The sequence below is a fragment of the Helicobacter sp. WB40 genome (genome assembly GCF_027859275.1).
GTDB classification, from domain to species: Bacteria; Campylobacterota; Campylobacteria; order Campylobacterales; family Helicobacteraceae; genus Helicobacter_D; species Helicobacter_D ibis.
On record NZ_JAQHXS010000002.1, the window covers coordinates 71122 to 97320 of the forward strand.

Here is a 26199-nt window from a genome sequence, read left to right on the forward strand (position 1 = left end):
TATTATTGAAACTATGTTTATATACGAAATTTCTTATCATATTTGCTCTTTGCCTTATTATAACTAATATCAATAAATTCTAAAAATTCATAAAACTTCTCTTTGTTTGGAGAGTTTATACATATCCAATACAAATAAGCATATATAGGATGAGGCATGATTATATTTAAACATTCAAACTTTATATCACAACCAATTTTTACATATTCTCCTCTCTTAGGTCTAGATGGCTTTTTGCCAAATAATCGTTCGTAACAAATATAATCTATACTACAACTTAACCTATATATACCTTCTCTATTTAATTTAGATATATTGTCATTTGGACCATCAGTTTCTTTAATAGTGCAAAAATAGACACCATTTTTAAAATAATTGTGTGGATTATAAAACAAAGCTTTTTCTCCATAAATTTCTCTTAAAACAATGCCACTATATTTATCTTGCAATATGTTAATTATTTCTTCTATCTGCATTTATTTATCAAGTTTCCAAAATAAAATATCTTTTCCATCTTCTGTGCTAATAATTTTATTATCGCTAACAAAAAAGATAGAGTTTAATACATTAGTATGTCCTTGTAATACCGCAATCTCCTTTTTATCCAAAAAAGAAAACACAGCTATATCACTTGATTCGTTTTTCATATATGCGCCATATTTTCCATTTTTGCTAATGCCTACACTATATACCAAAAAATCAGTTTGTATAAAATCATACTCTCTACCTTTGTAGATTCCAGCTTTTCTATCTTGCCCTGCGGTAATTATAATCTCATTATCAGATATTAATGCCCTATATACATTATCCTTATTTGCACCTTCAAAGGTAGTTATTATCTCTCCATTTTTTACATCTCCATAATACACAATACCAGATTCACAAGACAATACATATTTGTCTTTATTTTCGTTTAAAGAAAAGTCAGAAAAACTAGCACTTGATATTTGCTTTTTATATTTAAACTCATCATCTTTTAGACTATAGAGCATAATTTCATTACTAGCTAATGCAATAAAGATTGAATCTTTATTAACAAAAGCAGCCTTTTTTATATTCAAAGCTTCGTGGTTTTTTAGGATATTTTCTATCGCACCATCTTTAATGATAAGAAGATTCTTCCCACCATAATCTCCCTCGCTTAAGACAAGCATGGAATCATAAAATACATCTACAAAAAATACTCTAGGATAAGAATCGCCAAAATAAGTCTTTACCTTAGGGAGTTGCATTAATCTTTTTGATTCTATTTTAAAAAATTCATCATCAAAGAAAATCTCTATTACTTCGCCAAAATCACTACCAACAAGTAGCTTATTCTTCACAACATTTGAGCTTACTAAATTGTTATCTAAACTAACCTTTTTATAAGGTTCTATCGCCAATAAAGATACACAAGCTAACATAACATACATAAAGATTCTAAGCATGTATTTCCTCCAATACTATCGCATTAGTTGGACACACGCTAATGCAAAACCCACACGATACACACTCATTATTTATTTTAGGATAAAACATACCTAAAAACTCTATTGCACCTTTATTTCCCATTTGACTAACACACATATCTTTACATGTATAACACATAGTTTTATTATATGCCAAACAATTTAGTTCATCTATTTTTACCATAAAGTTAAAGTTGGCTTCACAATCTTCAAGCAAAACACCACTAGGACAAGCACTAGCACACTTACCACACAACAAACAACCATTAATACCAAAGTCAATGTATGGAATCTTTCCGTTATGCTTTAATACTCCAATACCACCAACACTCTGAAGTTCTAGAGCACAAGCACTAATACACTCACCTTGACATGAATTACAACTAGAAAACAATTCTCTATCTTGATTATAAGGAGGTAATGGGACAAAACTCTGCCCCTCTTTACTTCCTTTAAAGATTCCTCTTAAGAATTCTCTCCTACTAGCCACTAATTAACGCCTTCATTTAGCACATCTAATAAATTAGATTTTTTATTTGAATCAGCTTCTCTAAAATTAGGCATAAATTTATTACCAACTAAAGGTTGTGCATTAACTTGAGTTGCATGACAAGCAACACAATTAAATCTACTCTCGTCCATAGCACCATTTAAATCTACATTTTCTCTAAAGCTATAAAAATGTGATTTTGGCATAGGAGTAGCATTTACAGCCTCTGCAATATCTGGCAAATGACATGATGTGCAAGAATTGTTCTCCTTTGTTATAGGTAACATATCATCTAAATTATGTGGAATCATAGGTGGTGCATTTTCAAATGCTCTATCAATTAGAGTAGATTCTCCTGCTACTTTAAGATTATAATCATAGGCTTTAATTGCAGAATCTTCACTAAAAAGTGAGCTTTTTCGCAAACCAATATCATTATCACTAACACCACCTACACTACAACCAACAAAGATAAGCATAGATAAAAAAATACTAATTTTCATAACTTTCATTACTTCTCCTTTATAATACTAAATTCCAAAGCGTTATCACCGCAAACCTCTATACACCTACCACATAATATGCACTCTCCACTAGTTACTCTTCCGCTATGATGAGTAATTAAGTCTAGAACTTGATTTTCAGGACATATATTTTTGCATTCCATACATTTTGTACAAGATTCTAAATCATACTTAACCCTTAAAATAGAAAATTTAGAAACAAGAGAATAAAAAGCCCCAAGAGGACAAACATGTCCACAAAAACCATGCTTTATAGCTATATCAAACAAAAATACAGACAAAACTATAAAGCCACCAAATCCAATACCAAAGACTAGACCTCTGTGAATATGAGTAATTGGACTAATATTCTCAAAAGCTGGGATACCAAATATAAATGACAGCACTAATGATAAACCAAAAACAACATACCTAGTATTTCTGCTAATCACAAAAAGAGAACCACGAATTTTTAGAGTTTTTCTAACAAAAGACGCAAGATCGCTAATTAGATTCATAGGACACACAAAAGAACAAAATGCTCTGCCAAAAAAGATTCCATAAAACAAAATTATAATAAGACCACCTAGAAGTGAATTTAAGCCAACTATAGCACCGCTAAAGAATAATTGCAAAAGCGCAAAAGGATCACTAAGGGGTATAGTCTCAAACAACAAAGACCCACTTAAATTACCTTGCAAAATCTTAACCCCATAATAGCTACCAAGCATATATAAAGATAAAATCAAGCACTGAATGAATCTTCGTAAAATTAAAAATCTATATTTTCTCATCTAAAACTCCCCATTTAGATAACTCTCTACACCTTTTGTATTTTCTTTTAGATTCTTAGTCTTTGCATCTTTTAGTCTTGCTTCATCGCCACTATCCCAGCCTTTAATATAATTCGTCCCAACTTCTCCTAGCACCATATCTCTAGGCATAACAATAATTGCTGCTTTTTTGGTAATACATGCCTTCTCACACTTACCACAGCCAGTGCATACTTCACTATCAACAACAGGCAGCAAATATGAATGCTTCCCTGTTCTGTCATTTCTTTTATATTCTAGCTTTATTGCCTCACCAATTAATGGACATGCTCTATAACATGCATCACATTGGATTCCCCAATAAGCTACACAATTTTGATTATCAACTATTGCAACACCCATTCTTGCTTTGTTAATATCCAAAGAATCTCCACTCAAAACCAAATTCTTATCCAAAGCATTTGTCGGACATATAGGCACACAAGGTATATCGCTACACATCTCACATGGAATATCCCTAGGTATAAAATAAGGCGTTCCAACAGGAATTTTGCTACCAGCACTAGCCAACTTTAGCGTATCAAATGGACAAGCTTCAACGCAAAGACCACATCTAATGCAATACCTCAAAAACTCATCTTCATCTAGTGCAGCAGGTGGTCGCAAAATAAACTCATTCGCTCTTGTGCCTGTTAAAAACGCGCCCCAAATAATACCACCCACACTAGCTAAAGCCATTGCTTTTGAGCTTGTAAGCAAGAAATTCCTTCTTTGATTATCCATATTAACTATGCCTTATATATTTTTACCGCACACTTTTTGAAATCTGTCTGCTTAGAAATAGGACAAGTAGCATCTAAACAAACCTTATTTATATATACTTTCTCATCAAACCAAGGCACATAAACAAGCCCCAAAGGTGGTCTATTTCTACCTCTAGTATCAACTCTAGCTTTAACTTTACCTCTTCTTGATTCAACCCATACTGCATCATTTTGCTTTACGCCAAGCTTGTTTGCATCTTCTGGATTCATATAGCACAATGCTTCAGGCACAGCACGATAAAGTTCAGGCACTCTCATAGTCATAGTTCCACTATGCCAATGCTCCAACACCCTACCAGTGCTTAACCAGAATGGATACTCATCATTTGGCATTTCTGGTGGATCCATATAAGGGCGGAAGAATATTTTTGCCTTATTTTTTAGAGAATATTTCTTATCTGTTTTTGGTGAGATTAAATCCCCTCTTGGAAGTTCTTTGCCAAAATCACCATAGAATGCAAATTCTCCATTATTTGCTTTTCTTGCATAGAAATCATATTTGGAGTTGAATCTCCATTGAGTTTCTTTGCCATCTACAACAGGCCATCTTAGTCCTCTAACCCTATGATATGTATCAAAGTCAGCCAAATCATGTCCATGACCTACGCCAAACTTCCTATATTCTTCCCAAAGATATTTCTGAACAAAGAATCCATAACCATTAAACACCTCACCATCACTACCGACCACAGCTCTTTTATCGCCAAAAACTTCAGAGTTTAACTCTTTATCTAGCATTGCATCTTTTGTGCTATATGATAGTGCTTCTTTATTTGCAAACAATACTTCAAACAAAGTAGAATCTTCGCTATATCCCATAGCTTTAGCCTTGTCTAAAACGCTAGGTAATGTTAGTTTGTCATTTACTTTTTTCTCACCCCAAACTTCTTTTAGTGTAAATCTCTTAGAGAATTCCAAAATATGCCAAATATCACTCATAGAATTTCCTTGAGGCAATACTTGTTGCTTCCAATGCTGCGTTCTTCGTTCAGCATTTCCATACGCACCCCACTTTTCATATATCATAGCAGCAGGTAAAATTAAATCAGCAACCTTAGCACTAATCCCAGGATAAGAATCCGATACAACTATAAAGTTATCCATATCTCTTGCAGCACTTATCCAGTGGTTTGCATTTGCGGTATTTTGCCATGGATTATTTACTTGCACCCACGCCCACTTAATTTTCCCATCTTCTAAGTTACGCATAATTTGCATAAAGTGGTCACCAATTTGTGGATTTATTGTTCCGCTAGGTAGTTTCCAAATTTTTTCTGTTATATCTCTATGCTTTTTGTTGCCAACAACCATATCAGCAGGAAGTCTATGTGCAAATGTCCCAACTTCTCTTGCGGTTCCACATGCACTTGGTTGCCCAGTTAGAGAGAATGCTCCACTTCCAGGCTTTGCTTGTTTGCCAAGAAGCATATGAACCATATAGCTTTGCTCATTCACCCAAGTTCCTCTTGTATGCTGATTCATACCCATAGTCCAAAAACTAACTACTTTTCTGTTTTTCTCAATATAATAATTAGCCAAAGCTTGTAATTTTTCTTTAAAAGATTCTAAAGATTCTTTGCTATCACCCTTAGCGATCTTTGCTACAAAATCAAGCGTATAAGGTGCTAGTGCTTTTTTAAACTCATCAAAGCTAATCTCCCAGTGATTCCCAGCTTGTGCATTATGTTTATTTTCCATAACATCGCCAGCTTTTAATCCTAAATATTGAAGAGTTACACCCTCATTTTCACTTAATACTTTTGATTTCTCTTTAGCTGCTATATCAAGTTCTTTTTTATCGTATTTAGCATGTTTTATATCAGTTCTCATACCATAGCCAATATCTGCATATCCTGTAGTAAAGATACAGTTATTCTTTACAAATTTCCAATCAATTGCAGATTCATTGTTATAAACTATCTCTCTTGCAATAAAATTCCAAATAGCCAAATCAGTATGAGGAGCAAAAACAATTTCTATATCTGCTAAATCAGAAGTTCTATTTGAATATGGAGTTAAATTTATAACCTTAACTTTATCGCTATTTGATAGCTTTCTATCAGTTACTCTTGCCCATAGTATAGGGTGCATTTCTGCCATATTTGCTCCCCAAGTAACAATAGTATCTGTTAGCTCAATATCATCATAACAACCAGCTGGCTCATCAATTCCAAATGTCTCCATGAAACCTACAACAGCACTAGCCATACAATGTCTAGCATTTGGATCTATATTATTACTTCTAAATCCACCCTTTATAAGTTTAGCCGCTGCATATCCTTCTTGAATCGTGTATTGACCTGAGCCAAATACACCAATACCAGTTGGTCCAAGCTCATTGTATGCCTCTTTAAACTTCTCTGCCATAATATCAAACGCTCTCTGCCAAGAGACAGGCTGAAATTTACCTTTTTTATCAAACTCTCCACTAGAATTAACACGCAATAGAGGTTGTGTTAATCTATCATCTCCATACATAATCTTTGCATTAAAATAGCCTTTAATACAATTTAGTCCTCTATTTACAGGAGCAGCTGGATCACCTTTTACTGCTACTATTTGCTCATCTTTTGTAGCAACCATTATCCCACAGCCAGTTCCACAGAATCTACATACAGATTTATCCCATTTCCATGTATTTTCAGCTTCTCTAGCTTGTGCCAATGCACTACTTGGCACAGAAATACCAACCGCACTTGCTGCACTTGCAGCAGCTGCTGTTTTTAGAAAATCTCTTCTATTTATTGGCATAAAACCTCCTTATAAAAAATGAAACATAATTATATTTACAACAACACATTTTTGCAATATACAGAATTTTATATATAGTTAAAACAAAATTGTTTTTTAAATTTTATCCTTGACTTTATTTTTTTGTAAAATGCAACGCCAACAATATTTAAATAAAATATTTTATGGGCATACAAAATTATTTATAAGGAGAAGATTTGGTATGAAAAAATCATGTTATCATTAATTTTGCTTGTTCATGCTACAATGGCTATGGAAGTTTGCTCTCTAAAAGTGAAGCCTGAAGCTGGTTTAATGGTTGGCCTAACAAAGGATGATATTGAAGCAAGTTATGGTAGTGCTTCTGCTAGTGAAAGCGCTAGTGAGAACTTCTATGGTGGATATGGTAGAGTATGGCTTGGTTCTGTTAATTCAAGATTTGTAGTAGCTCCACAAATCAAATATATGAAATATAGCAGTTTTAGCGATGCAAATATTCAATTTGGAGCATTAGTTGGATATAATACTTCATTTGGATTAACCCCTTATGTTGGTGCTAGCTATTCTATATTTATTTGGAGACTTTGACAATACTTACGCTCTAAATGTTGGTGCCAAATTTGACATGCCTATGATTCCTTTTATGACAATAGGTATCGATGCTGGATATACAAAACCTAAAACAACTATTTTAGGCGCAGAAACATCAATGAAAATGATGTCAGTAGTTGCTACAATTAGTGTTATATTCTATTAGAATTTACTAATTTGTCCTATAAAAATATTCATATTACAATTAACCTACAAATTATCACTTCCAATTATTTTTATCCTACAAAACAAGCTATATCTACTTTTACATTATGGCTTATTTACATTTTATAATCTGCTTAAACTTTTTCTCTAGTAATCTAGCAATAAGATTCAAAATTTTTAACTAATTATCAAAAGATTTTAATCATAAAAAATTATATCCATCTTTACTATAAAATTAGATACATAAAGCAACATAAACAAAAAGCCAAAAAAATTATAAAAAGTATTAAATTGGTATTGATAGTAATGTGATTTTGAATTTTGTTTGTTAAGTAGCAAAAGCTACTTAATCATAAATTTTCTTAAAGCTTCTTCTACCTCTATAGGGTTTGATTTTGAGATAAACTCGTTTGCATTTAGTGATCTTGCCATATCTTCATTGCTACTACCACTCATAGATGAATTTACGACGATTGGCAAGTGGGCTGTTTTTGGATTTGCTTTAATTTGCTTAATAACCTCAAATCCACTTGCCTCTGGCATTTCTAAGTCTGTAATTATAATACCTATCTTAGATATATCAGTATTCTCATCAAAGGCATAATCAAGCAACTGCTGTCCATTAGTAAATGTATGATATACAAGCCCAAGCTTTGTTAATATGTGTTGCATTGTTTTAATAACACTTGGAGAATCATCTGCTAATAGCACTTCCTTATCAGTTTCAATCTCCTGTATCCTATTCATCTCATCATTTTTCTCATCTTCAATCCATGGGAATACATCAATTAGCATTTTTTCAATATCAACTACTTGCACCAAACGCCCATCAAAATATCTCGTTCTACTTACAAGTTTTGTATTAAGCCCAGAGTTACCAATACCAGCACTCTGCTCAATATCGGTCCATTTTTTATTTAAGATTCTATCTGCTTCATAGATTCTAACCCCCACTGTCCATTTAGAAAACTCACATATCATAACCACTTCATCATCACCAGGATCCCTAACAATACCATAAGGATCCAAGTTTTTTGTCTTATTTGCAGAATCATAATAAAACCACTTCTTTAAATCTATTAAAGGTATTGTAAGCTCTCTAATCGTTATCAATCCTTCAACCAAAGAACTTCCCTCATGTGCGACAACAGTTATCTCTCCCCTATATTTAACAACTTCACGAATCTTAAAGACATTTACCGCATATAAATCCTTGTCTTTTTCTAATCTAAAACACAGAAGTTGTAACTCATTGTTCCTGTGCAAATTGGTAATTTGATCAACATTTGATAAATTCGACATTATAGAAACCTTAAAGTAGAAATTTTGAAAATTATAACATTATTTTCTACACACTTTTATAATATTCCCTAAAAGTTTCACAAGTTTTAAGCAGATTATCTAGGTTGCCACTATCTATTATTTTTCCATCTTTTAGAAAATAAAGTGTATCAGCTAAAGATAGCGTAGAAGGTCTATGTGCAACTATTATCACAATCTTATATTTTATAATTTGCCTTAGAGATTCTTTAAATCCTTCTTCAGTTTTGTTATCTAATGCACTAGTAGCCTCATCTAATATTAATATTTCTGGATTTTTATATAATGCTCTAGCAATGGCGATTCTCTGTCTTTGACCACCGCTTAGATTCGCACCAAATTCATCTAAATTAGTATAAATTCCATTTGGTAGAGATTCTATATAATCATAAATCATAGCACTCTTTAGAGATTCTATTACTCTATTTTCATCAACAACATCACCATATGCAATATTATTTGCAACACTATCATTAAATATAAAGATTCTTTGAGTTACAACACCTATTTTACTAGTTAGACTTTTATAATCATAACTTTCTATTTTCTTACCATTTATCAGCACTTCACCACTTGTAGGCTCATATAGTCTTAATAAAAGATTCACCAAAGAACTCTTGCCACCACCACTACTTCCAACCAATGCGATTGTATCTCCATAATTTAGCTTTAAATTAATGTCCCTTAAAGCCTCTTTATCATCATACTTCAAGCCAACATTGCTAAATTCAACACTAGTCACCTTCTCTAAAATCTCGCTTCCACTTTTAAAGCCACTCTCTCTATTTAGTAGCTCATAGATTCTATCCCCTGCTACAAATGCAACTTGGAACTTCAAATAAAGCCCACTAACACGCTTAATAGGAGTATAAAGCATAAAAAGTGCAGTAACAAATGAAAAAAATGCACCCGTGCTAAGCTCACCATCTATTACCTTGTATCCACCAACAACAATAACAACAGCAACTGCAATAGCACCTATTGTCTCCATTATTGGAGAATACAATTCTGATAATTTAACTGATTTCATAATAGCATTAAAAAGCTCTCTATTACGACTTGCAAATTGCGATATCTCCATTTTATCGCTAGAGCTTATCTTTACAAGTTCTACATTATTAAAAATCTCAACTAACTTAGAAGATAAATCAGCATTTTTTTCTTGAATCTTTTTGGAGAATTTACGCATTTTCTTTGCAATTAAAATTATTGGATACAAAACAAGAGGCATAACAACAAGCCCATAAAATGCTAACTCTGGGCTTTGGTAGATTACAACACAAATTAAAGCAACAATAGTAGCAGACTCTCTAAAAGATTCCATAAAATGATTTGACACAGCACCTTGAATTGCATTTATATCATTCATAACACGCGAAATTATCTCACCATTTCGATTAGAATTAAAAAACCCTATCTCAAAGCTAAGAATCTTTGATAGCAAATTATCCTTCAAACGACGAACAATATCATTACCAACAAAGCTCATATAATATGTCTGTATGTATGTGCCAAGTCCTTTTGCAAAATACGCCAAAACAACCAAAAATGGCAGAATCTTTAGCATTGTTTCATCTTTTTTGATAAAAATATCATCTAAAACTGGCTTTACTAAATATGCCGCAGCAGCACTTGCTAGTGCAACTAGTAAAGCACCTATAATTGCATATATAAAACACGCTTTATATTCTTTAATATATGGGAAGAATCTAATAAAAAACTGCTTCAAAATAATATCTCGCTACTAGTCTCTCTTTCCTTATATTTCAAAGGACTTCTATCAGTATAGAGGAATCTCTCGCCATTTATGACCTTATCTCCAACTCCTTCTGGTTTTTTAAACTTCCTAGGCAATCCCGGCTCAAGCTCTAATAATTTTGTAAAAAAATAAGAAAACGCCGGTGCTGGTGCTACACCACCTGTCTCACTATAACCCATAGGAGTATTGTCATCTTTACCATACCATACTATAGCCTCAATGCTTGGTGAGAAACCACAAAACCACGCATCGACATTATCATTTGTAGTCCCTGTTTTACCAGCTACTTCCAAGCCCTCTACTTTAGCTCTCCTACCACTTCCATTGTTTATTACATTTTGTAAAATATCAACTATCAAATAACTCTGCTTAGATTCTGTAAGCTCATGTGTATCGGGTTTAAAATAAGCGACATTGCCATTAATGTCTTCTATTTTGTTCATTAATTGGGGATCAATTACAACACCATAATTTGAAAACACCATAAAATTCCTAGCCATCTCAAGTGGAGAGGCAACAAAGCTACCAAGAGAAATAGTTAAATCCTTTGGCACATTGCTAAAGCCATAATTCAAAATTCCGCTATACATTCTATCAAAACCGACTTCTTCTACTAGGTTGATAGTTGCCAAGTTTAAAGACTTAGTTAAAGATTCCCTAAGAGTTACGAATCCCTTAAGCGAACTAGTATAGTTTTTTGGTTGCCATTTCTTTCTCTCACCATTAACTCTGTATTCATATGTTCTAGCAATATCTGGAATCTCATAATTTTGTCCCAACCCAGAATTAATCGCTGTAAGATATAAATATGGTTTAACACTACTTCCTATTTGTCGCTTACTTTGTGTGGCTCTATTGAAATTGCTTTTTTTATAATCCACACCACCAACTAGTGCCAAAATATTCCCAGTCCCACTCTCTAATACAACAAATGCACCATTTAACTTATCTTGCAGAGTTTCATCTTTTTTATGTCTTGCTAGAATCTGCTCATACCCAAAGTATAGTGCTTCTTCTGCTAATGCTTGGTAATCTAAATCAATATTTAAATATATCTTATATCCACCTTTTTTTAAATCAGATATCCCACTTAGCTGTCTTTGCACCTCATCTACAACATATGGTGCTACATTTTTAGTTAGAGTATCATTATATACAATTGGTTTTTCTGCCATTGATAAATCATACTCATCTTTATCAATCCAGCCTAGCTCATACATTCTTTGCAATACATTATTTGCCCTACCTAATGAGAAATCATAATTTTTAGTAGGATCATAAAAGCTAGGTGCTCTAGGCAAAGAAACTAGCATTGCCATCTCTTTTAAACTAAGCTCGTCCATATCTTTTCTAAAATACCCAATAGAAGCTGTCTTGATTCCATAAAATCCATGCCCAAAATATGTGTGGTTTAAATATCTTTCCAATATCTCTTCTTTACTTAATATGGTTTCTATTTGTAATGCAAGCAACATTTCTTTTATTTTTCTTTCTATTGTTTTATCTCTAGTTAATGCTACATTTTTAATTAATTGTTGCGTTATTGTGCTACCACCTTCAGCATATCTAGCGTTTTTTATATTCTTTATCATGGCCCTAACTATCGCATCTAAATTAACTCCCGGATGCTCAAAAAACAAAGTATCTTCAATAGCCAATAAAGCCTCTATTAACCTTGGTGGAATCTCTTCAAATGAAGCATAGAATCTAAATTCTTCTTCAAACAAATTTGCAACCAATCTATTTTTTTTATCAAATATTTGCGTTGCAATTGGTGGCTTGTAATGTACTATTTTATCTGTATCATCTCGAACTTCAGAATAAAGCTGACTAACAAAAAAAATAATAGTAATTCCAGCAATAATACAAAATGTAACAAAAATTCTAAAAAAATTACTCATATAAAATTTAATTTTCCTTAATTAATTTGTAGCCAAGCCTTGAGTGATTTTTAATTAAATCATAATAAGTCTTTCTCCTTAAGCTATTTATATGCATTCTTAAAGAATCCATAGTCATAGGAGAATCTTTCCAAACTTCTTTATGAAACTCATCATAAGTTACAGGATATCCATTAGCACCAATCAATAACTCTAGTATTTGACGCTCTCTATCGGTTAGCTCATATACTGCATAACCTTTTGAGATAGAATTTTCAAGCCTTTTATACAAACAGCCATTACCCAAATCAACCACTTCATCTTTATGTAATTGCTTATAAAGTCCTAAAAGTAATACATAAAGTTCCTCTAAATCAACCTCTTTTTTAATTAAAGAACAAGCATTTAACTTTATCATTTCTGATATTTTTTGTTCATCGCTATATGCAGTCATAAAAATAACAGGGATTTTTGGGTCTATGCTTCTCATGGCCTTAACCATAGATATGCCATCGATATTGCCCTCCAAATTAACATCAGTAATTACAACATCAATAGCCTCTTTTTTAAAAACCTTCAATCCAAGCTCACCCCTATTGGCTATAAATACTTTTTTGCATTTTCTTTCCAAAGGAAGTTTTAATAAATCAAGTGCCACCACATCATCTTCCACGATTAAAACACTGACATTTTTTAGTGGCTCTAATAAATCAACCAACATTAGATCCCCTCGTATTTTTAATGTAAAATAAGTAGGGATTGTATTAAAATTTATGTAAAAATAAATTTAAAATTATTTACAAGGACATTCCTTACCAAAAACCTTCATAAACTCACAATAAAGGCAACTTACACTTCTTTTTGTGCAGATAACTGGTATATCTTTTTTCTTTGCTTCATTTCTAAATTTTCTCATTGTATTGTGATTTAAAAAATTAGTTAGCATAACTAAACATTCTATGTTTTGTGGCAAATCCTTATGATTCACACTCTCTCTTCTACCATTCCAATGCATAATGCTACTACAACCAAAATTTTTCAATACTGCTTTAATTGGAACAATCTCATCTCCACCGATCACTAGAACTGACATATAATCCTCCAAATTTATAAATTATATATTTTTATAAAATGATAATGGTTATTAACTTAATGATAAATAAAAATCATTCTCAATTTATCTAAATTTGAAAAACTATTTACCAAAATACATTGTGAAATGTTATTTTTTTTATTATAATACTTTTTAAAATACCTTTAAATACTCGCTGTTTCAAGAATTTAGGATTCTTATTTTGCCCACAGACTAACTCTAAGGAGAAGATATGAAAAAATACAAAGAATCAATAAATACAATTTTGGATAGATTGCAACTATCAGTTAAAAAAAACAATCTAAAAAATTCCAAACAAAGAGAAATAATACTAAAGGTAATTTATGAAAATGGTGGTCATCTAAGCCCAGAAGAAATATTTACCCTAGCACGAAAAGTATGCAAAAGTAGTAGCATATCATCTGTGTATAGAATCCTATCTTTCCTTGAAAAAGAAGGTTTTGTAAATTCAATAGAAGTAGATAAAAGTGGCAAAAAATATGAAATAGCAAGTGGATTGCACCATGACCATATAATATGCGTAGAATGTGGCAGGATAGAAGAGTTCTGCAATGAAGAAATAGAAAAGCTACAAATAGAAGTTACAAACGACCATGAAGCAAAATTAGTAGGACATGATATGCTACTTTATGTAGTGTGCAAATCATGTCTAAAGAATCAAAAGTAGCTAAACTTTAGCCTCTTTTGAAATATCCACTTCCCAAAAAAATTCAATCCAAGACTTAGCCTCTCTTATATAATAGTCAGGCTTAAAGCACGAAGTTTCTTTATAGAATATGCTAGCTGTCTTAATTACTGAATCTGAATTAATTTCTTTTAGTATCTTAAATACCTTTTGCATACTAAGACCACTATCAACTATTTCATCAACTAGCAATATCTTATCTATCCCGCTTATCTCTGGTATATGCGATACTTCTAAACTTTGCTTTGTTTTATTTGTATAAGAGGTAACATTTATCGTATATACTTTCCTTATATCAAGTGCGATTCCTAGAAAATGTGCTATAGTAAGCCCGCCACGAGATATAGCAACAATTGCTTCAGGTTGAAAGTCTATATTTTCTAGTAGCCTTTTAATATCATCTCTAAACTCATCATAACTATAATATTGCATTTATTTCCTCCCTGGAATATGTATGTATCTCATTATACAAGCTATCTCTCTCAACAGGTATAAAACCACTATCACATATAAATGACACGAGCTCTCTTTTGGAGATTCCATTTAAGCTTTTGCTCCCGCTTGCACTCTGTATGGATTCTCTTTGAATAGTTCCATCTATATCATCAGCACCAAACTCTTGTGCTAGTAGTGCCATATTTATACCCAATGTAGCCCAATAAGCCTTAATATGAGGTATATTTGATAAAATGATTCTAGAAATTGAAATTGTCTTTAAAATTTCCTGCCCAGTTGGAAACTCTTTAACATTCAAAAAATTATTATGCTTTTGATACACAAGAGGTATAAAGGCATTAAAACCACCGCTTTTTTCTTGTTGAGCATAAAGTCTAAATAAATGGTCGATTCTATGTTCTCTAGATTCAACATGACCAAATAGCATTGTGGCATTTGATTTCTTTCCCAAAGAGTGCCAATATCCATGAATCTCTAGCCAAGTCTTTGAATCCACCTTACCTTTACAGACATATTCTCTAACTTGTTCATCAAATATCTCTGCCCCTCCTCCCGGCATTGAATCAACACCATTTTCTGCCATTTTTTCTAACACTTTTTTATAAGATATATTTTCTAAATTTGCTAGATAATTTACTTCTGCTGCTGTTAGTGCTTTTAGATGTATTTGTGGGAATCTATTTTTTAACTCTAAAAATACATCACAATACCAAGCAAGATTCAGCTTTGGATTATGTGCTCCTACTATATGAAGTTCTAATGCACCATTATTAATCGAATCTTCTGCTTCTTTTAGCACTTCTTCTTTATTTCTCGTGTATGGATTTGGATTCTTTCTATGAGATGAAAATCCACAAAACCTACAAAAATCAACACATTCATTCGTAGGATTTATATGTCTATTGGAGTTAAAAAACACCTTTTTACCAAAATACTTTTCTCTAATTTCATTTGCCATGTTTCCTAAAGTATAAATATCCAAGTCATATAATTTTAATGCTTCTTCAAAATTAATCATACTATAACCCTTAAATTAAGAAAATAAATGTAAATAAAAAACTTTATCATTTAATATTAGTAAAAAGTAATTATAGTATGATTTTTAAAAATAAGTTTAGGAGTGTGTATGCTATGAGATACAAGGAAATATTTTTACAAGAAAATACATTAATTACTTCAAAAACTGATACAAAAGGAAATATAACCTATTGCAATGCTGATTTTATCAAATATAGCAAAATGACTGAAAAGGAACTTTTAGGACAACCACACAATATAATAAGACACCCATATATGCCAAAAGTAGCCTTTAAAGCATTATGGGATACCATAAAAACAAAAAATGAATTTTTCGCATTTGTATGCAATCTAAATAAAGAAAAAGAAACCTACTGGGTGTTTGCCAATGTAACGCCTTCACTTGATAATGATGGAAATATAGTTGGTTACTACTCTGTAAGGCGGAAGCCAAGTGCACATGGAATTAAAACACTAAGCGAAATTTACAAGCAACTAAACAAAATAGAAAAAGATAAAAATTTATCTGAATCCGAAAAATTTCTTGTAGATTTTTTACAATCAAATAATATACAATGGAACAAATTAATGATTGAATTGCAAAATACAAAAAACATGTAATAATGAAACAAAAAAAATAAATCATTAATAAATAATGGAACAATATTTAATATACTTTTAATGTTTTATAAGAAACAATTCAAATTTACTTTGGAAACATTAAGTATTTATGTATGTATCCAAAATTTAGTATATGTGAGTAATACACAAGGATTATGATATGGAAAAAGAAATGTTCTTGGCAGATGATACACTAATTACATCTAAGACGGACTTGAAAGGGAGAGTTACATATGGAAACAGTGACTTTATAGATTACGGCGAATATAAGGAAAATGAATTCTTAAATAAGCCACACAATATAATTAGACATAACAACATGCCAAAAATTGCATTCAAAGCATTATGGGATACACTAAAAGAAGGAAAAGAATTCTTTGCGTTTGTATGCAATAAATCAAAACACAACAAAATATACTGGGTATTTGCCAATGTAACGCCTTCACTTGATAATGATGGAAATATAGTTGGTTACTACTCTGTAAGGCGAAGACCAAGCAAAGCTGGTGTTGAGACTATGAATAATTTATATTCTAAGCTACTAGATATTGAACGAACTCAAGGTTTACAGGCGTCATCGAAGTTTGTTGAAAATTTACTCAAGGAACACAATATGAGTTGGAATGAACTAATGATATGTCTTCAAAATCAAGGTAAAGAGAGTGGGTACAGATGAACAAATTATTCATAATAAATGCAACACTAACTATAATATCTATCATTTTTGTTATATGCTTTAATATGAATGGTATTTACTTGTTAATAACATTAATTTTATTAGCATTATCAGTCGCTACATCTATACTTGGCTACATAAATAATAGTAAAAACAACAAATTAATAGATAAAATAGCACAGATTTCAAGAGAATATCAAAAAGGTGAATTTGAATCTAGAGTAATAAATATAAATGACAATTCTATATTAGGAGAATTAGCAAATAATTTTAATACTCTAGCAGACAATTTAGAAGCTTTTATGAGAGAAATATCAACAGCAATAAAATCATCTCAAGAAGGAAAATATTATAGATTAGCATTTCCAGAGGGATTAAATGGTGCATTTTTCAACAATATAGTTAATATAAACAAAGCACTGGTGCAAATAGAAGAAAATGCAAAAGATAACCTCACAAATCTACTTGCAAAATCACTTATGAATATAAATTTAGACTCACAAAATACAAATCTCAAAAAAATCTCGAATGATTTAGATGAAAATATAAAATACATGGGCATTGTGAGCAATGAAGTAGATAGCATAACAAAAAGCACACAACAATCCCAAGATAATGTAAGAACAATGACAAGCTCAATGGATAACCTAACAGGAATCGTAAGAGACAATGTAGATACTATACAAAGCTTTGTGCAAAAATCAAGAGAGATAACTTCAATAGTAGAGATAATCACAGAAATAGCAAACCAAACAAATCTCCTAGCACTAAATGCAAGTATAGAAGCAGCAAGAGCTGGTGAGCATGGCAGAGGATTTGCAGTAGTAGCCGATGAAGTAAGACAACTAGCAGAAAAAACACACAAAGCTACAAATAATATCTCGATAATGGTGCAGACAATGCAACAAGAAATATCTCTAATACAAGACAATTTCAATGAAGTATCAAAATTTGCAGAACAAACAAACGACAATATAGTTGCATTTAATGCCATATTTACAAACATGGAAGAAACAACCATGAATCTAAAAGATGTGTTTTATAAACTAGTTAGCAAACTACTTCTCAATGTCTCAAAGCTAGAGCACATAGTCTATAAATCTAATTTGTATCTAACATTTAATATAAAAGAAAAAACTTGCGATTTTGAACACACAAATCCTATATCAAAATACATAGAAGATAATGAGAAAATACAACAAATAGGCAATATAGACCTAGCACAACTAAATAATAACAAGCAAATATTGCTAAATGACACACTAAAAGCACTAGATATGCTAGATAAAGCACTTAGCAAAGAAATAGTAGAAGAAATAATTGGCTACTTTAAAGATATTGAGGATAAATCAAAGCAAACAATACAATTATTAGAGGCTTAGTTCTCTAATAATTCTCCCTCATATAGAAAAATAGAAGGTTCATATTTTACATTTCTTATGCTATCTTGCTTTGCATAACTTAGATGCAAAATATCCTTAGCTCTAGTTACTGCAACATAAAACAATCTTCTTTCTTCTTCTAAAGTCCCACCACGACCTATTAGCTTTTTATTTGGGAATCTACCCTCCATTAAATCAACAATATAAACACAAGAAAACTCTAGCCCCTTACTTGCATGAATGCTAAGTAAATTTACACCACTTCCTTCACTCATCTCACTAGAACCCAAAAGCATGGCATTTAAGAATCTCTCTAATACACTATGTTGCTCTGCTAATCCTAAAAGCAAGGACACCTTCCTCTCTATTCTTTCTAAACTTAATTCATATTTTTCTTTATCGAATTTTCCATTTTTATTTATAGCTCTATCTTTTGCTAATTTCTGTGCGACAATGGTAAAAATAGGCATTGTATATATTTTTGATATTAGAGTATATGGTTTTTGAACATTTTTTAATTCCTTTAAAAACACAAAAAGTGAGTTTAAAAACTCTGCACCATCTTGCTCGATTCTAGGATTATTTAATATTTTATGTTCTTTAAAATCATCTCTTAAATTTACAAAAGCTACCCTCTTTTCTTCCTCAAACAAAGAATGTAAAATTGTTTGACCCTTTTTTTGATATGGATTTGGAATATCATCTTTTGGATTTAGCATTCCTTCTATAATATCTCCATCTCCAAGCAATAATAATGCCTCATAAATCTCCTTTGCTACGCTATCTCCTATACCTCTTGCATAGCCAAGAGTATGGATAAATGCCATCATATCCTTTGGATTAGATAAAATAGTGCAAAGATTCAATATGTATTTAATTTCTTTTGAATCAAAAAAGCTAAGCCCACCTTTTCTCTTTGTTGGGATTCCATTCTCTCTAAAGACCGCCTCTAATCCATCGCCACTAGAGTTATTCCTAAAAATAACAGCGATATTTTCATATGGTATATTAGAGAGTTTTATTTTATTTGCAACCCCTTGATATTGTGAGAATGTATCTTCATACTCATATAATTTTGGTTCACCATAGTCTTCTTGCTTTACTACCTCTAGCTTTTTTGGATAGATTCGTGGGTTTTTTTCTATTACTTTATTTGCTAGATTCAAAATTGATTTTGTAGATCTATAATTATCACTTAGTGTAAAAATATTGCTATTTTTGTATCTATCTTTGAAACCTGCAATAATGCTAATATCAGCACCATTAAAAGCGTAAATACTCTGATCATAATCACCAACACAAAATAAAGACTCTGGCTTAAATGCTTGTAGAATTGAATCTTGAAGTGGATTTGTATCTTGATATTCATCAACTAAAATCTCACTATATCGGACATTATTTTGCACTACTAGATTCCTATACATCAGGAGCAAATCGTTGTAATCTACATAATTATAATCTTGCTTTAACTTGCAAAACTCCTCCCATACTTCTTTATATAAACTAGTAAAATACAATTGTTCTTCATTTTTTCTACTGACCCACTCGCCAAAATCACCGCTAATACTAGAGTTATAAAATAAAGAATACAAATCATATAAATACGAAGCTTTATAGGCGTCTTTTGAATTTCTTAAAATATCTTTTGAATCATAAATGCTTTTAAATAGAGCTTTTAGCTCTGATGGCTGTTTTAGGTTGATCAGTGTATTTTCTCGTAAATATCTATATGCAACAGCATGAAATGTCCCTGCTTCGATATTTTTTACCAAAGAACTATCAAACTTCTTCTCCAATCTAGTTAGCATTTCCTTTGCAGCTTTATTTGTAAATGTAAGAAGTAAAATATCTTTAGGATTAATCCCTAAATTTAACAAAGAAGAAATTCTCCCAACAATAGTAGAAGTCTTGCCTGTCCCAGCAGACGCTATAACTAAATTATAGCCACTAGGAGCAAGACAAGCCTCTCTTTGCTTTAAGTTTAAGTCAGAAAGTGGCAACTTTACTCTTTAATATAGCTTTTAATAGATTCTGCAACCCCAAAATTAGGATAATCTTTTGAATCTAATACAACTTGAGCTAGCGTATTATTATCACAATTAAGAACAATTGGTGCTAAGAAATTGATAAAAATCTCTGTTTGTTTTTCTCTTATAAACACACAAAATACTTTGACATTAGAGCTAGGCTTAATATCAAGCAATGTTTGAATCCCAACTGGCACTTCAAATGAATATTCTCTAACCTTATATGGATTTACAAGCAATAATTCTGCATCTTTTCCTATCATTGATAAAAACGCCAATGCACCATCATCAACTTCAGCACAATCAACCTCATTTACATCTTCAAATCCTAAAATAGGAGACTTAACCAAAAATCTCTCGCCCTTCATAACACACTCCTTTATTTGTTTTTCCTTTTAATTTCCATGAATTCCACTTAAGATTTTTGCTGTATTTTGGTAGAATTTCGAAAATTTTACTTAACTTTAGCAAAAAGTATTCCACAAAGGTTAATTATGCAAGAAAACAACCAAAAAGAAACCAAAAATACATACAATCCCAAGGAAATAGAAGATAAGTTTTATAAAATTTGGGAAGAAAATGGCTTTTTTGAAATAGAAGGAAATAAAGAAATTCAAAAAGAAGGCAAAAAATTCTGCATCATGCTACCTCCACCAAATGTAACAGGAAGCCTTCATATAGGACATGCCCTAAATCACACTTTAATTGACATAATAACTAGATACAAAAGAATGGATGGCTATAAAACACTATGGCAAGCCGGCTTAGACCACGCAGGTATCGCAACCCAAAATGTAGTAGAAAAACAACTGCTAGAGCAAGGTATCAAAAAAGAAGATCTAGGCAGAGAAGAATTTGTAAAAAAAGTATGGGAATGGAAAGAAAAAAGCGGTGGAACAATACTAAAACAAATGAGAAAACTTGGTAGCTCACCTGCGTGGAGTAGATCAAGATTCACAATGGATGAGGGATTACAAGAATCTGTAAAAGAAGCCTTTGTAGAACTATACAACAAAGGACATATAATACAAGGCAAATACCTAGTTAATTGGTGCACACACGATGGTGCATTAAGCGATATAGAGGTAGATTACAAAGAAAATAACGGAAAGCTATATTATCTTAGGTATTTTTTAGAAGATTCTAAAGAATATATAGTTGTAGCTACTACTAGACCAGAGACTTATTTTGGCGATACTGCTGTTATGGTAAATCCAAATGATGAAAAGTATAAGCATCTAATAGGCAAAAATGTAATCCTTCCTATAATAAACAGAAAAGTAAAAATAATTGCGGATTTGCATGTTGATATGGAGTTTGGAACTGGAGCTGTAAAAGTAACTCCAGCACATGATGTAAATGACTATGAAGTTGGCAAAAGACATAATTTAGAACAAATAGTAGCATTTGATAAATATGGAATCTTAAATGAAAATGCAGCTGAATTTCAAGGACTAGAGAGGCTAGAAGCAAGAGAGATAATAATAAAAAAGCTAGAATCTTTAGGATTCGTAGAAAAAATAGAAGATTATAAAAATCAAGTTGGGCACTGCTATAGATGTGGCAATGTAGTAGAACCATACATATCCAAGCAATGGTTTTTAAAAAAAGAAGTTGCAAAAAGTGCGATTGACAAAATAAACAAAGATGAAAGTAATTTCTATCCACCACAATGGAAAAATAACTATAACGCTTGGATGAGAGAACTAAGAGATTGGTGCATATCAAGACAACTTTGGTGGGGACATAAAATACCTGTATTTTATTGCAAATGCGAACACCAATGGGCTAGTAAAACTACCCCTACTAACTGCCCAAAATGTGGTGGAAATGAAATACATCAAGATCCAGATGTGCTTGATACTTGGTTTAGCTCTGCACTATGGCCTTTTAGCACTCTTGGTTGGGGTAATGGTGATATAGGTAAAAACACACTATGGAATGAATCTGACCTGAGAGAATTCTATCCAAACTCACTTATGATTACAGGGTTTGATATATTATTCTTTTGGGTTGCTAGAATGCTTATGATGGGAGAATTCTTCCTAAAAGAACTGCCATTCCCAGATATATACCTACACGCACTAGTAAGAGATGAGCATGGTCAAAAGATGAGCAAATCTAAAGGCAATGTAGTAGATCCACTAAACTTGATAGATACTTATAGTGCTGATGTTTTGCGATTTACACTAGCTATTCTTTGTGCTCAAGGAAGAGATGTAAGAATGTCTCAAAGCCAACTAGAAATAAGTAAAAATTTTACAAACAAACTATATAACGCTACTAACTTTTTACTGCTAAATTGCGAACAATTCCCTAACCTACAAGACATAGAGATAAAAACAGAGCTAGGAAAATACATGCTAGAAGTATTCTCTAAGACAACAAAAGAAGTAAGAAGCAACTTAGAGCAATATAGATTTAATGATGGTGCTAATACACTATATAGGTATCTATGGGGTGAATTCTGCGATTGGGGTATAGAGCTAAGCAAGGCAAATAAAGATTCAATTATAGAGCTTGGAGCAATTTTTAAAGAATCTATGCTCCTGCTTCACCCATACATGCCTTTTATTAGTGAATATCTATGGCATAGACTAAATAAAAGCACACTAGAAGATAGCAAAGAATCTATAATGGTAAAAAACTATCCAAGCATAAACTACACAGATTCTAAAAATTATCAATTATTTGAATTAATCTTAGATTCAATAGTATCAATAAGACGCCTAAAAACCACAATAGACTTAGCAAACCAAAAAATACCAAAAGTATATATACTGCCAAATGCTAAGCTGGAATCCAAACAACAAGAATTATTTATAAAATATGTATCAAAACTATCAAAAACAGAAGAAATAGAAATAGTAGAAAGCAAAGTATCTAACTGCATAGCAGACATAACAGAAAAAGTCCAAAGCCTAATCCCTACAGATTCCATAGATCTATCTCAAGTAATAAACAAACTAAACAGACAAAAAGAAAAAACACAAAAAGAAATAGATAAACTAAATAATATGCTCAAAAATGAAAAATTCGTCCAAAATGCACCTAAAGAAGTGCTAGAGACAAACCAAAAAGCACTAGATGAGCAAAATGGCAAACTAGAGAGAATAAATGAGGAGCTACAAAAACTACAAGCATAGACTTTGCTAAGTCTAGCTTATCTCTAGTTCTAATTCTTTTAAAAGCTTATCCGCTTCTTTTTGATTATACTTTAGAGATTGCAAAATCTCTCCTACTTCACGCAAAGCTTTCTCTTCCTTTACACTAGGATTTTTAGCACTTAGATCATAATTCCTAGCTCTTAGGCTTTCAAGGCTTACTAGATAAGAATGAGGCGTGATTTTTCCTCCTTATAGCATTCTAAAAACTCTTTAAAATGTGCATATTCTAAAGGCTTATTTTTAATAAGTTTATAAGGTGGGATAAGCTCATAATAATACACGCTAGAATCTTGCCCATTTAGAATACTCCTTACTCCTTTAGAGAAAAATAGCACATTAGTCTTTACCGCACTATAAGGCAAACTAGCACACATTCTAAATTATAATTTTCTACCAAATCTTGTTTCACGCTCACAAAAGCATTTAAATTTTGAAATAGCACCAATTCAGGTACGATAATGGCACATCTACCATTGCTTTTTAGCGATTTTAAAATATGTTGTAAAAATAGGAGTTCTGTGGCATTGGAAGCTACTAAGAAATTATTTTGAATCTGCTCTTTTTCCTTACCGCCAAAGGGTGAATTTGCAAGGATTACTTCATATTTCTCACTTTCTGTTATATCTGTGATTTTCTTACTTAGAGTGTTTGTTTTTATGATATTTGGGGATTTTATCTCATGTAAAATCATATTCATAACCCCCATAACATAGCTAAGTGGTGTCTTTTCTTTGCCAAAGAGTGCATCTTTTTGTAAAAACTCTAGCTCACTAGCACTTAAATTTGCCTTTTCTCCCTTTGCTCTATCTTTATACAAAATATGCAAAAAGCTCTCTACTAAAAAGCCACAACTCCCACACGCAGGATCATAAATCCTCTCTTTTACCTTAGGATCTATCACTTCTACCATAGCTTTTATTAATGCCCTTGGTGTGTAAAACCCCCCACTATTTCCCCCATCACTCCCCATATCTTTAAGGAGCTTTTCATACACATCACCTAATGCAAATACATCACTTTCTTTATTGAAGCTTAGCTCATCTATGAGATTTATCACTTCTCTTAGCGTGTGTCCGTTTGCCACTCTATTGTCAATAAACTCAAAAATACCACCAATTTTATACTCTATACTTTTAAAATCTTCATTATTCTTAAAGCCTTTAAGGTAAGGAAAAAGCTCACTATTTACAAACTCTAGCAAATCACTTCCACTTAGTGCATTTTTCACATCTAGTTTGCCATCTCTTTTGGGTGCTGCCCACACTTTCCAGCTAAACTTAGAATCTAAAATGCTTTTATAAGGCTTAGCCTCAAGCATAGAGATAGCTTCAAGCTCACGCTCATAATCGTCTAAAAACTTCAAAAACAATATCCAGCTAATCTGCTCACTATAATGCATCGCACCACTTATACCATCATCGCGTCTTAGTATATCTGTGATCCTATCTATTTTACTTTGCATTTAAAAAATTCCTTTTCTAAAAAGTCTTAAAAGTTCTCTATTTACATAATAATGATTTCTACCTATTTTAATACATTCTAATATCTTTAATTTTTTGCAAGTTTTGAGGTATTTTGAAGCACTTTGCCTAGAAATACCCAATATTTGCGTTAAAAAATCTATCTTAGTATAAGGGTGAGCAAATAAAATTTCCACAAAATCTTTGCTATAAAAATTCGTTTTATTTTGCAAAATTTCACCCACATCAAACATCATTTTTTCTATTATAGTAATAGTTTCAATCGTTTTTATAGCTGTCCGCTCTACACCTTTTAATATATATTCTATCCATTCTATAATAGCTCCCTCATCACGCACTTTTTGTAAAAGCATATAATATTCTTCTTTGTTTTTTACAATATAAGCACTTAAATACAAAATAGGTGCGTCCAAAAGTTCTTTATATACACTAAATAAAGTATATTTATAATCCTGCCTGTTCTGCCATTACCATCATAAAATGGATGAATGCTTTCAAATTGATAATGGATAACTGCCATTTTTACCAAAACATCAAGCTCATCTAAACTATCATTATTAATGTATTGTTCTAAATTCACCATAAGTTCTTGTATATCACTTGGATTTTGTGGGGGTATATGCTTGATTTCTCCTGTGATAGAATTTTTAAGCATTGTTCCACTTTGCTTTCTAAAGCCTGCATTATTCTCTTCTAGTGTTTTTTGGATTTCCAAAATATGTGCGTTTCTCAATAATTGCTCTTTTTTTAAAGTTCATACCCCTTTTTTAACGCACTACTATAATCTTTTACTTCTTTTGCCTCTCTTGTGAGTTTGCTTTCATCAATCTAGGATAAAAAGAGTTCATCATGTGTTGTGATGATATTTTCTATCTCGCTTGAATCTTTTGCTTCTTGCAAGATTAAAGCATTGATTAAAATATTTGGATTTGGGATAATTTTGCTTCACCCATTTAGCTCTCCTAATTTTCTTGTAGCTTTAATGATAAGATTATAAATATGTGTATTTAAATCTATATTTAATGGTAGTTTTGGAGGTATGAATTCTTTCATAATTTTTCCATATGTTAAAATTTCTAAAAATTTT

General features: G+C 31.8%; 22 protein-coding genes and 2 pseudogenes. 6 read left to right on the forward strand and 18 right to left on the reverse strand.

Going from position 1 to position 26199, the window contains the following annotated elements; translation table 11 throughout:
* Positions 1-17: 17 nt before the first annotated feature.
* Genes PF022_RS01855 through napA form a run of 7 tightly spaced genes read right to left on the reverse strand, consistent with a single transcriptional unit; the run spans position 18 to position 6786 of the window.
* Positions 18-476, reverse strand: a complete 459-nt coding sequence (locus PF022_RS01855) for a DUF6194 family protein (protein WP_271020806.1) — start codon at positions 474-476, stop codon at positions 18-20.
* The gene (locus PF022_RS01860; RefSeq protein ID WP_271022616.1) at positions 477-1430 is read right to left on the reverse strand and encodes a nitrate reductase; all 954 of its coding nucleotides are present in this window, start codon (positions 1428-1430) and stop codon (positions 477-479) included.
* Complete coding sequence (locus PF022_RS01865; RefSeq protein ID WP_271022618.1) at positions 1423-1941, reverse strand: 4Fe-4S dicluster domain-containing protein; 519 nt, start codon at positions 1939-1941, stop codon at positions 1423-1425. The genes PF022_RS01860 and PF022_RS01865 overlap by 8 nt, the downstream gene beginning before the upstream one ends.
* A complete protein-coding gene (locus PF022_RS01870; RefSeq protein WP_271022620.1) occupies positions 1941-2453 on the reverse strand; it encodes a nitrate reductase cytochrome c-type subunit in 513 nt (170 codons plus the stop codon). Before PF022_RS01870 ends, PF022_RS01865 begins: the two co-directional genes overlap by 1 nt.
* Positions 2453-3238, reverse strand: coding sequence for a quinol dehydrogenase ferredoxin subunit NapH (gene napH / locus PF022_RS01875; protein ID WP_271020802.1), 786 nt, complete (start codon positions 3236-3238; stop codon positions 2453-2455). The genes PF022_RS01870 and napH overlap by 1 nt, the downstream gene beginning before the upstream one ends.
* Positions 3239-4000: a ferredoxin-type protein NapG gene (gene napG / locus PF022_RS01880; protein WP_271022621.1), complete on the reverse strand. Its 762-nt coding sequence runs from the start codon at positions 3998-4000 to the stop codon at positions 3239-3241.
* 5 nt (positions 4001-4005) lie between these two features.
* Entirely contained in the window at positions 4006-6786 is a 2781-nt protein-coding gene (gene napA, locus PF022_RS01885) for a nitrate reductase catalytic subunit NapA (RefSeq protein WP_271022680.1), read from the reverse strand.
* A gap of 219 nt (positions 6787-7005) precedes the next feature.
* Between napA and PF022_RS01890 the strand changes: the two genes are divergently transcribed.
* Entirely contained in the window at positions 7006-7359 is a 354-nt protein-coding gene (locus PF022_RS01890; protein WP_271022623.1) for a hypothetical protein, read from the forward strand.
* Positions 7360-7869: 510 nt separating this feature from the next.
* Here the strand turns inward: PF022_RS01890 and PF022_RS01895 are convergent.
* The 5 genes from PF022_RS01895 to PF022_RS01915 form a co-directional block, all read right to left on the reverse strand.
* The gene (locus PF022_RS01895) at positions 7870-8829 is read right to left on the reverse strand and encodes a chemotaxis protein (protein ID WP_271020798.1); all 960 of its coding nucleotides are present in this window, start codon (positions 8827-8829) and stop codon (positions 7870-7872) included.
* 46 nt (positions 8830-8875) lie between these two features.
* The gene (locus PF022_RS01900) at positions 8876-10576 is read right to left on the reverse strand and encodes an ABC transporter ATP-binding protein (protein WP_271022624.1); all 1701 of its coding nucleotides are present in this window, start codon (positions 10574-10576) and stop codon (positions 8876-8878) included.
* On the reverse strand, positions 10573-12507 hold the full coding sequence (locus tag PF022_RS01905) for a transglycosylase domain-containing protein (protein ID WP_271022627.1): 1935 nt from the start codon (positions 12505-12507) through the stop codon (positions 10573-10575). The genes PF022_RS01900 and PF022_RS01905 overlap by 4 nt, the downstream gene beginning before the upstream one ends.
* Before the next feature lie 7 nt (positions 12508-12514).
* On the reverse strand, positions 12515-13207 hold the full coding sequence (locus PF022_RS01910; protein ID WP_271020795.1) for a response regulator transcription factor: 693 nt from the start codon (positions 13205-13207) through the stop codon (positions 12515-12517).
* Positions 13208-13279: 72 nt separating this feature from the next.
* A complete protein-coding gene (locus PF022_RS01915; protein WP_271020794.1) occupies positions 13280-13579 on the reverse strand; it encodes a DUF2325 domain-containing protein in 300 nt (99 codons plus the stop codon).
* Between the two features lie 232 nt (positions 13580-13811).
* Between PF022_RS01915 and fur the strand changes: the two genes are divergently transcribed.
* Complete coding sequence (fur, locus tag PF022_RS01920; RefSeq protein WP_271020793.1) at positions 13812-14267, forward strand: ferric iron uptake transcriptional regulator; 456 nt, start codon at positions 13812-13814, stop codon at positions 14265-14267.
* Here the strand turns inward: fur and PF022_RS01925 are convergent, their stop codons facing one another.
* Both PF022_RS01925 and mqnE read right to left on the reverse strand, forming a co-directional pair.
* Complete coding sequence (locus PF022_RS01925) at positions 14268-14717, reverse strand: phosphoribosyltransferase (RefSeq protein WP_271020792.1); 450 nt, start codon at positions 14715-14717, stop codon at positions 14268-14270. It abuts the gene before it with no gap.
* Positions 14704-15759 (reverse strand): aminofutalosine synthase MqnE, encoded by a 1056-nt coding sequence (gene mqnE / locus PF022_RS01930; RefSeq protein WP_271022629.1) that lies wholly within the window; start codon positions 15757-15759, stop codon positions 14704-14706. The genes PF022_RS01925 and mqnE overlap by 14 nt, the downstream gene beginning before the upstream one ends.
* Before the next feature lie 113 nt (positions 15760-15872).
* On the opposite strand from mqnE, the gene PF022_RS01935 reads away from it, so the two are divergent.
* From PF022_RS01935 to PF022_RS01945, 3 genes are all read left to right on the forward strand, one after another.
* Complete coding sequence (locus PF022_RS01935) at positions 15873-16379, forward strand: PAS domain-containing protein (protein ID WP_271022630.1); 507 nt, start codon at positions 15873-15875, stop codon at positions 16377-16379.
* A gap of 160 nt (positions 16380-16539) precedes the next feature.
* Entirely contained in the window at positions 16540-17055 is a 516-nt protein-coding gene (locus PF022_RS01940) for a PAS domain-containing protein (protein WP_271022631.1), read from the forward strand.
* A complete protein-coding gene (locus PF022_RS01945) occupies positions 17052-18437 on the forward strand; it encodes a methyl-accepting chemotaxis protein (RefSeq protein WP_271022633.1) in 1386 nt (461 codons plus the stop codon). The genes PF022_RS01940 and PF022_RS01945 overlap by 4 nt, the downstream gene beginning before the upstream one ends.
* Here PF022_RS01945 and PF022_RS01950 read toward each other — a convergent pair.
* Both PF022_RS01950 and fliW read right to left on the reverse strand, forming a co-directional pair.
* On the reverse strand, positions 18434-20437 hold the full coding sequence (locus PF022_RS01950) for an ATP-dependent helicase (protein WP_271022636.1): 2004 nt from the start codon (positions 20435-20437) through the stop codon (positions 18434-18436). The two genes, PF022_RS01945 and PF022_RS01950, sit on opposite strands and share 4 nt — an antisense overlap.
* Positions 20438-20439: 2 nt before the next feature.
* Entirely contained in the window at positions 20440-20832 is a 393-nt protein-coding gene (fliW, locus tag PF022_RS01955; RefSeq protein ID WP_271020787.1) for a flagellar assembly protein FliW, read from the reverse strand.
* 126 nt (positions 20833-20958) lie between these two features.
* On the opposite strand from fliW, the gene PF022_RS01960 reads away from it, so the two are divergent.
* Positions 20959-23610 (forward strand): valine--tRNA ligase, encoded by a 2652-nt coding sequence (locus tag PF022_RS01960; protein WP_271022637.1) that lies wholly within the window; start codon positions 20959-20961, stop codon positions 23608-23610.
* Positions 23611-23622: 12 nt separating this feature from the next.
* Here PF022_RS01960 and PF022_RS01965 read toward each other — a convergent pair.
* Both PF022_RS01965 and PF022_RS01970 read right to left on the reverse strand, forming a co-directional pair.
* A pseudogene (locus tag PF022_RS01965) lies at positions 23623-25093 on the reverse strand (type I restriction-modification system subunit M).
* Positions 25094-26165 (reverse strand): annotated as a pseudogene (locus tag PF022_RS01970) (Fic family protein).
* Positions 26166-26199: the final 34 nt, after the last annotated feature.

Excerpts from the sequence above, each read along its gene's own strand:
- PF022_RS01855 (WP_271020806.1), bottom strand. The coding sequence starts at position 476 with ATGCAGATAGAAGAAATAATTAACATATTGCAAGATAAATATAGTGGC.
- PF022_RS01860 (WP_271022616.1), bottom strand. The coding sequence starts at position 1,430 with ATGCTTAGAATCTTTATGTATGTTATGTTAGCTTGTGTATCTTTATTG.
- PF022_RS01870 (WP_271022620.1), bottom strand. The coding sequence starts at position 2,453 with ATGAAAGTTATGAAAATTAGTATTTTTTTATCTATGCTTATCTTTGTT.
- napH (WP_271020802.1), bottom strand. The coding sequence starts at position 3,238 with ATGAGAAAATATAGATTTTTAATTTTACGAAGATTCATTCAGTGCTTG.
- napG (WP_271022621.1), bottom strand. The coding sequence starts at position 4,000 with ATGGATAATCAAAGAAGGAATTTCTTGCTTACAAGCTCAAAAGCAATG.
- PF022_RS01890 (WP_271022623.1), top strand. The coding sequence starts at position 7,006 with ATGTTATCATTAATTTTGCTTGTTCATGCTACAATGGCTATGGAAGTT.
- PF022_RS01895 (WP_271020798.1), bottom strand. The coding sequence starts at position 8,829 with ATGTCGAATTTATCAAATGTTGATCAAATTACCAATTTGCACAGGAAC.
- PF022_RS01905 (WP_271022627.1), bottom strand. The coding sequence starts at position 12,507 with ATGAGTAATTTTTTTAGAATTTTTGTTACATTTTGTATTATTGCTGGA.
- PF022_RS01910 (WP_271020795.1), bottom strand. The coding sequence starts at position 13,207 with ATGTTGGTTGATTTATTAGAGCCACTAAAAAATGTCAGTGTTTTAATC.
- PF022_RS01915 (WP_271020794.1), bottom strand. The coding sequence starts at position 13,579 with ATGTCAGTTCTAGTGATCGGTGGAGATGAGATTGTTCCAATTAAAGCA.
- fur (WP_271020793.1), top strand. The coding sequence starts at position 13,812 with ATGAAAAAATACAAAGAATCAATAAATACAATTTTGGATAGATTGCAA.
- PF022_RS01925 (WP_271020792.1), bottom strand. The coding sequence starts at position 14,717 with ATGCAATATTATAGTTATGATGAGTTTAGAGATGATATTAAAAGGCTA.
- mqnE (WP_271022629.1), bottom strand. The coding sequence starts at position 15,759 with ATGATTAATTTTGAAGAAGCATTAAAATTATATGACTTGGATATTTAT.
- PF022_RS01935 (WP_271022630.1), top strand. The coding sequence starts at position 15,873 with ATGAGATACAAGGAAATATTTTTACAAGAAAATACATTAATTACTTCA.
- PF022_RS01940 (WP_271022631.1), top strand. The coding sequence starts at position 16,540 with ATGGAAAAAGAAATGTTCTTGGCAGATGATACACTAATTACATCTAAG.
- PF022_RS01945 (WP_271022633.1), top strand. The coding sequence starts at position 17,052 with ATGAACAAATTATTCATAATAAATGCAACACTAACTATAATATCTATC.
- fliW (WP_271020787.1), bottom strand. The coding sequence starts at position 20,832 with ATGAAGGGCGAGAGATTTTTGGTTAAGTCTCCTATTTTAGGATTTGAA.
- PF022_RS01960 (WP_271022637.1), top strand. The coding sequence starts at position 20,959 with ATGCAAGAAAACAACCAAAAAGAAACCAAAAATACATACAATCCCAAG.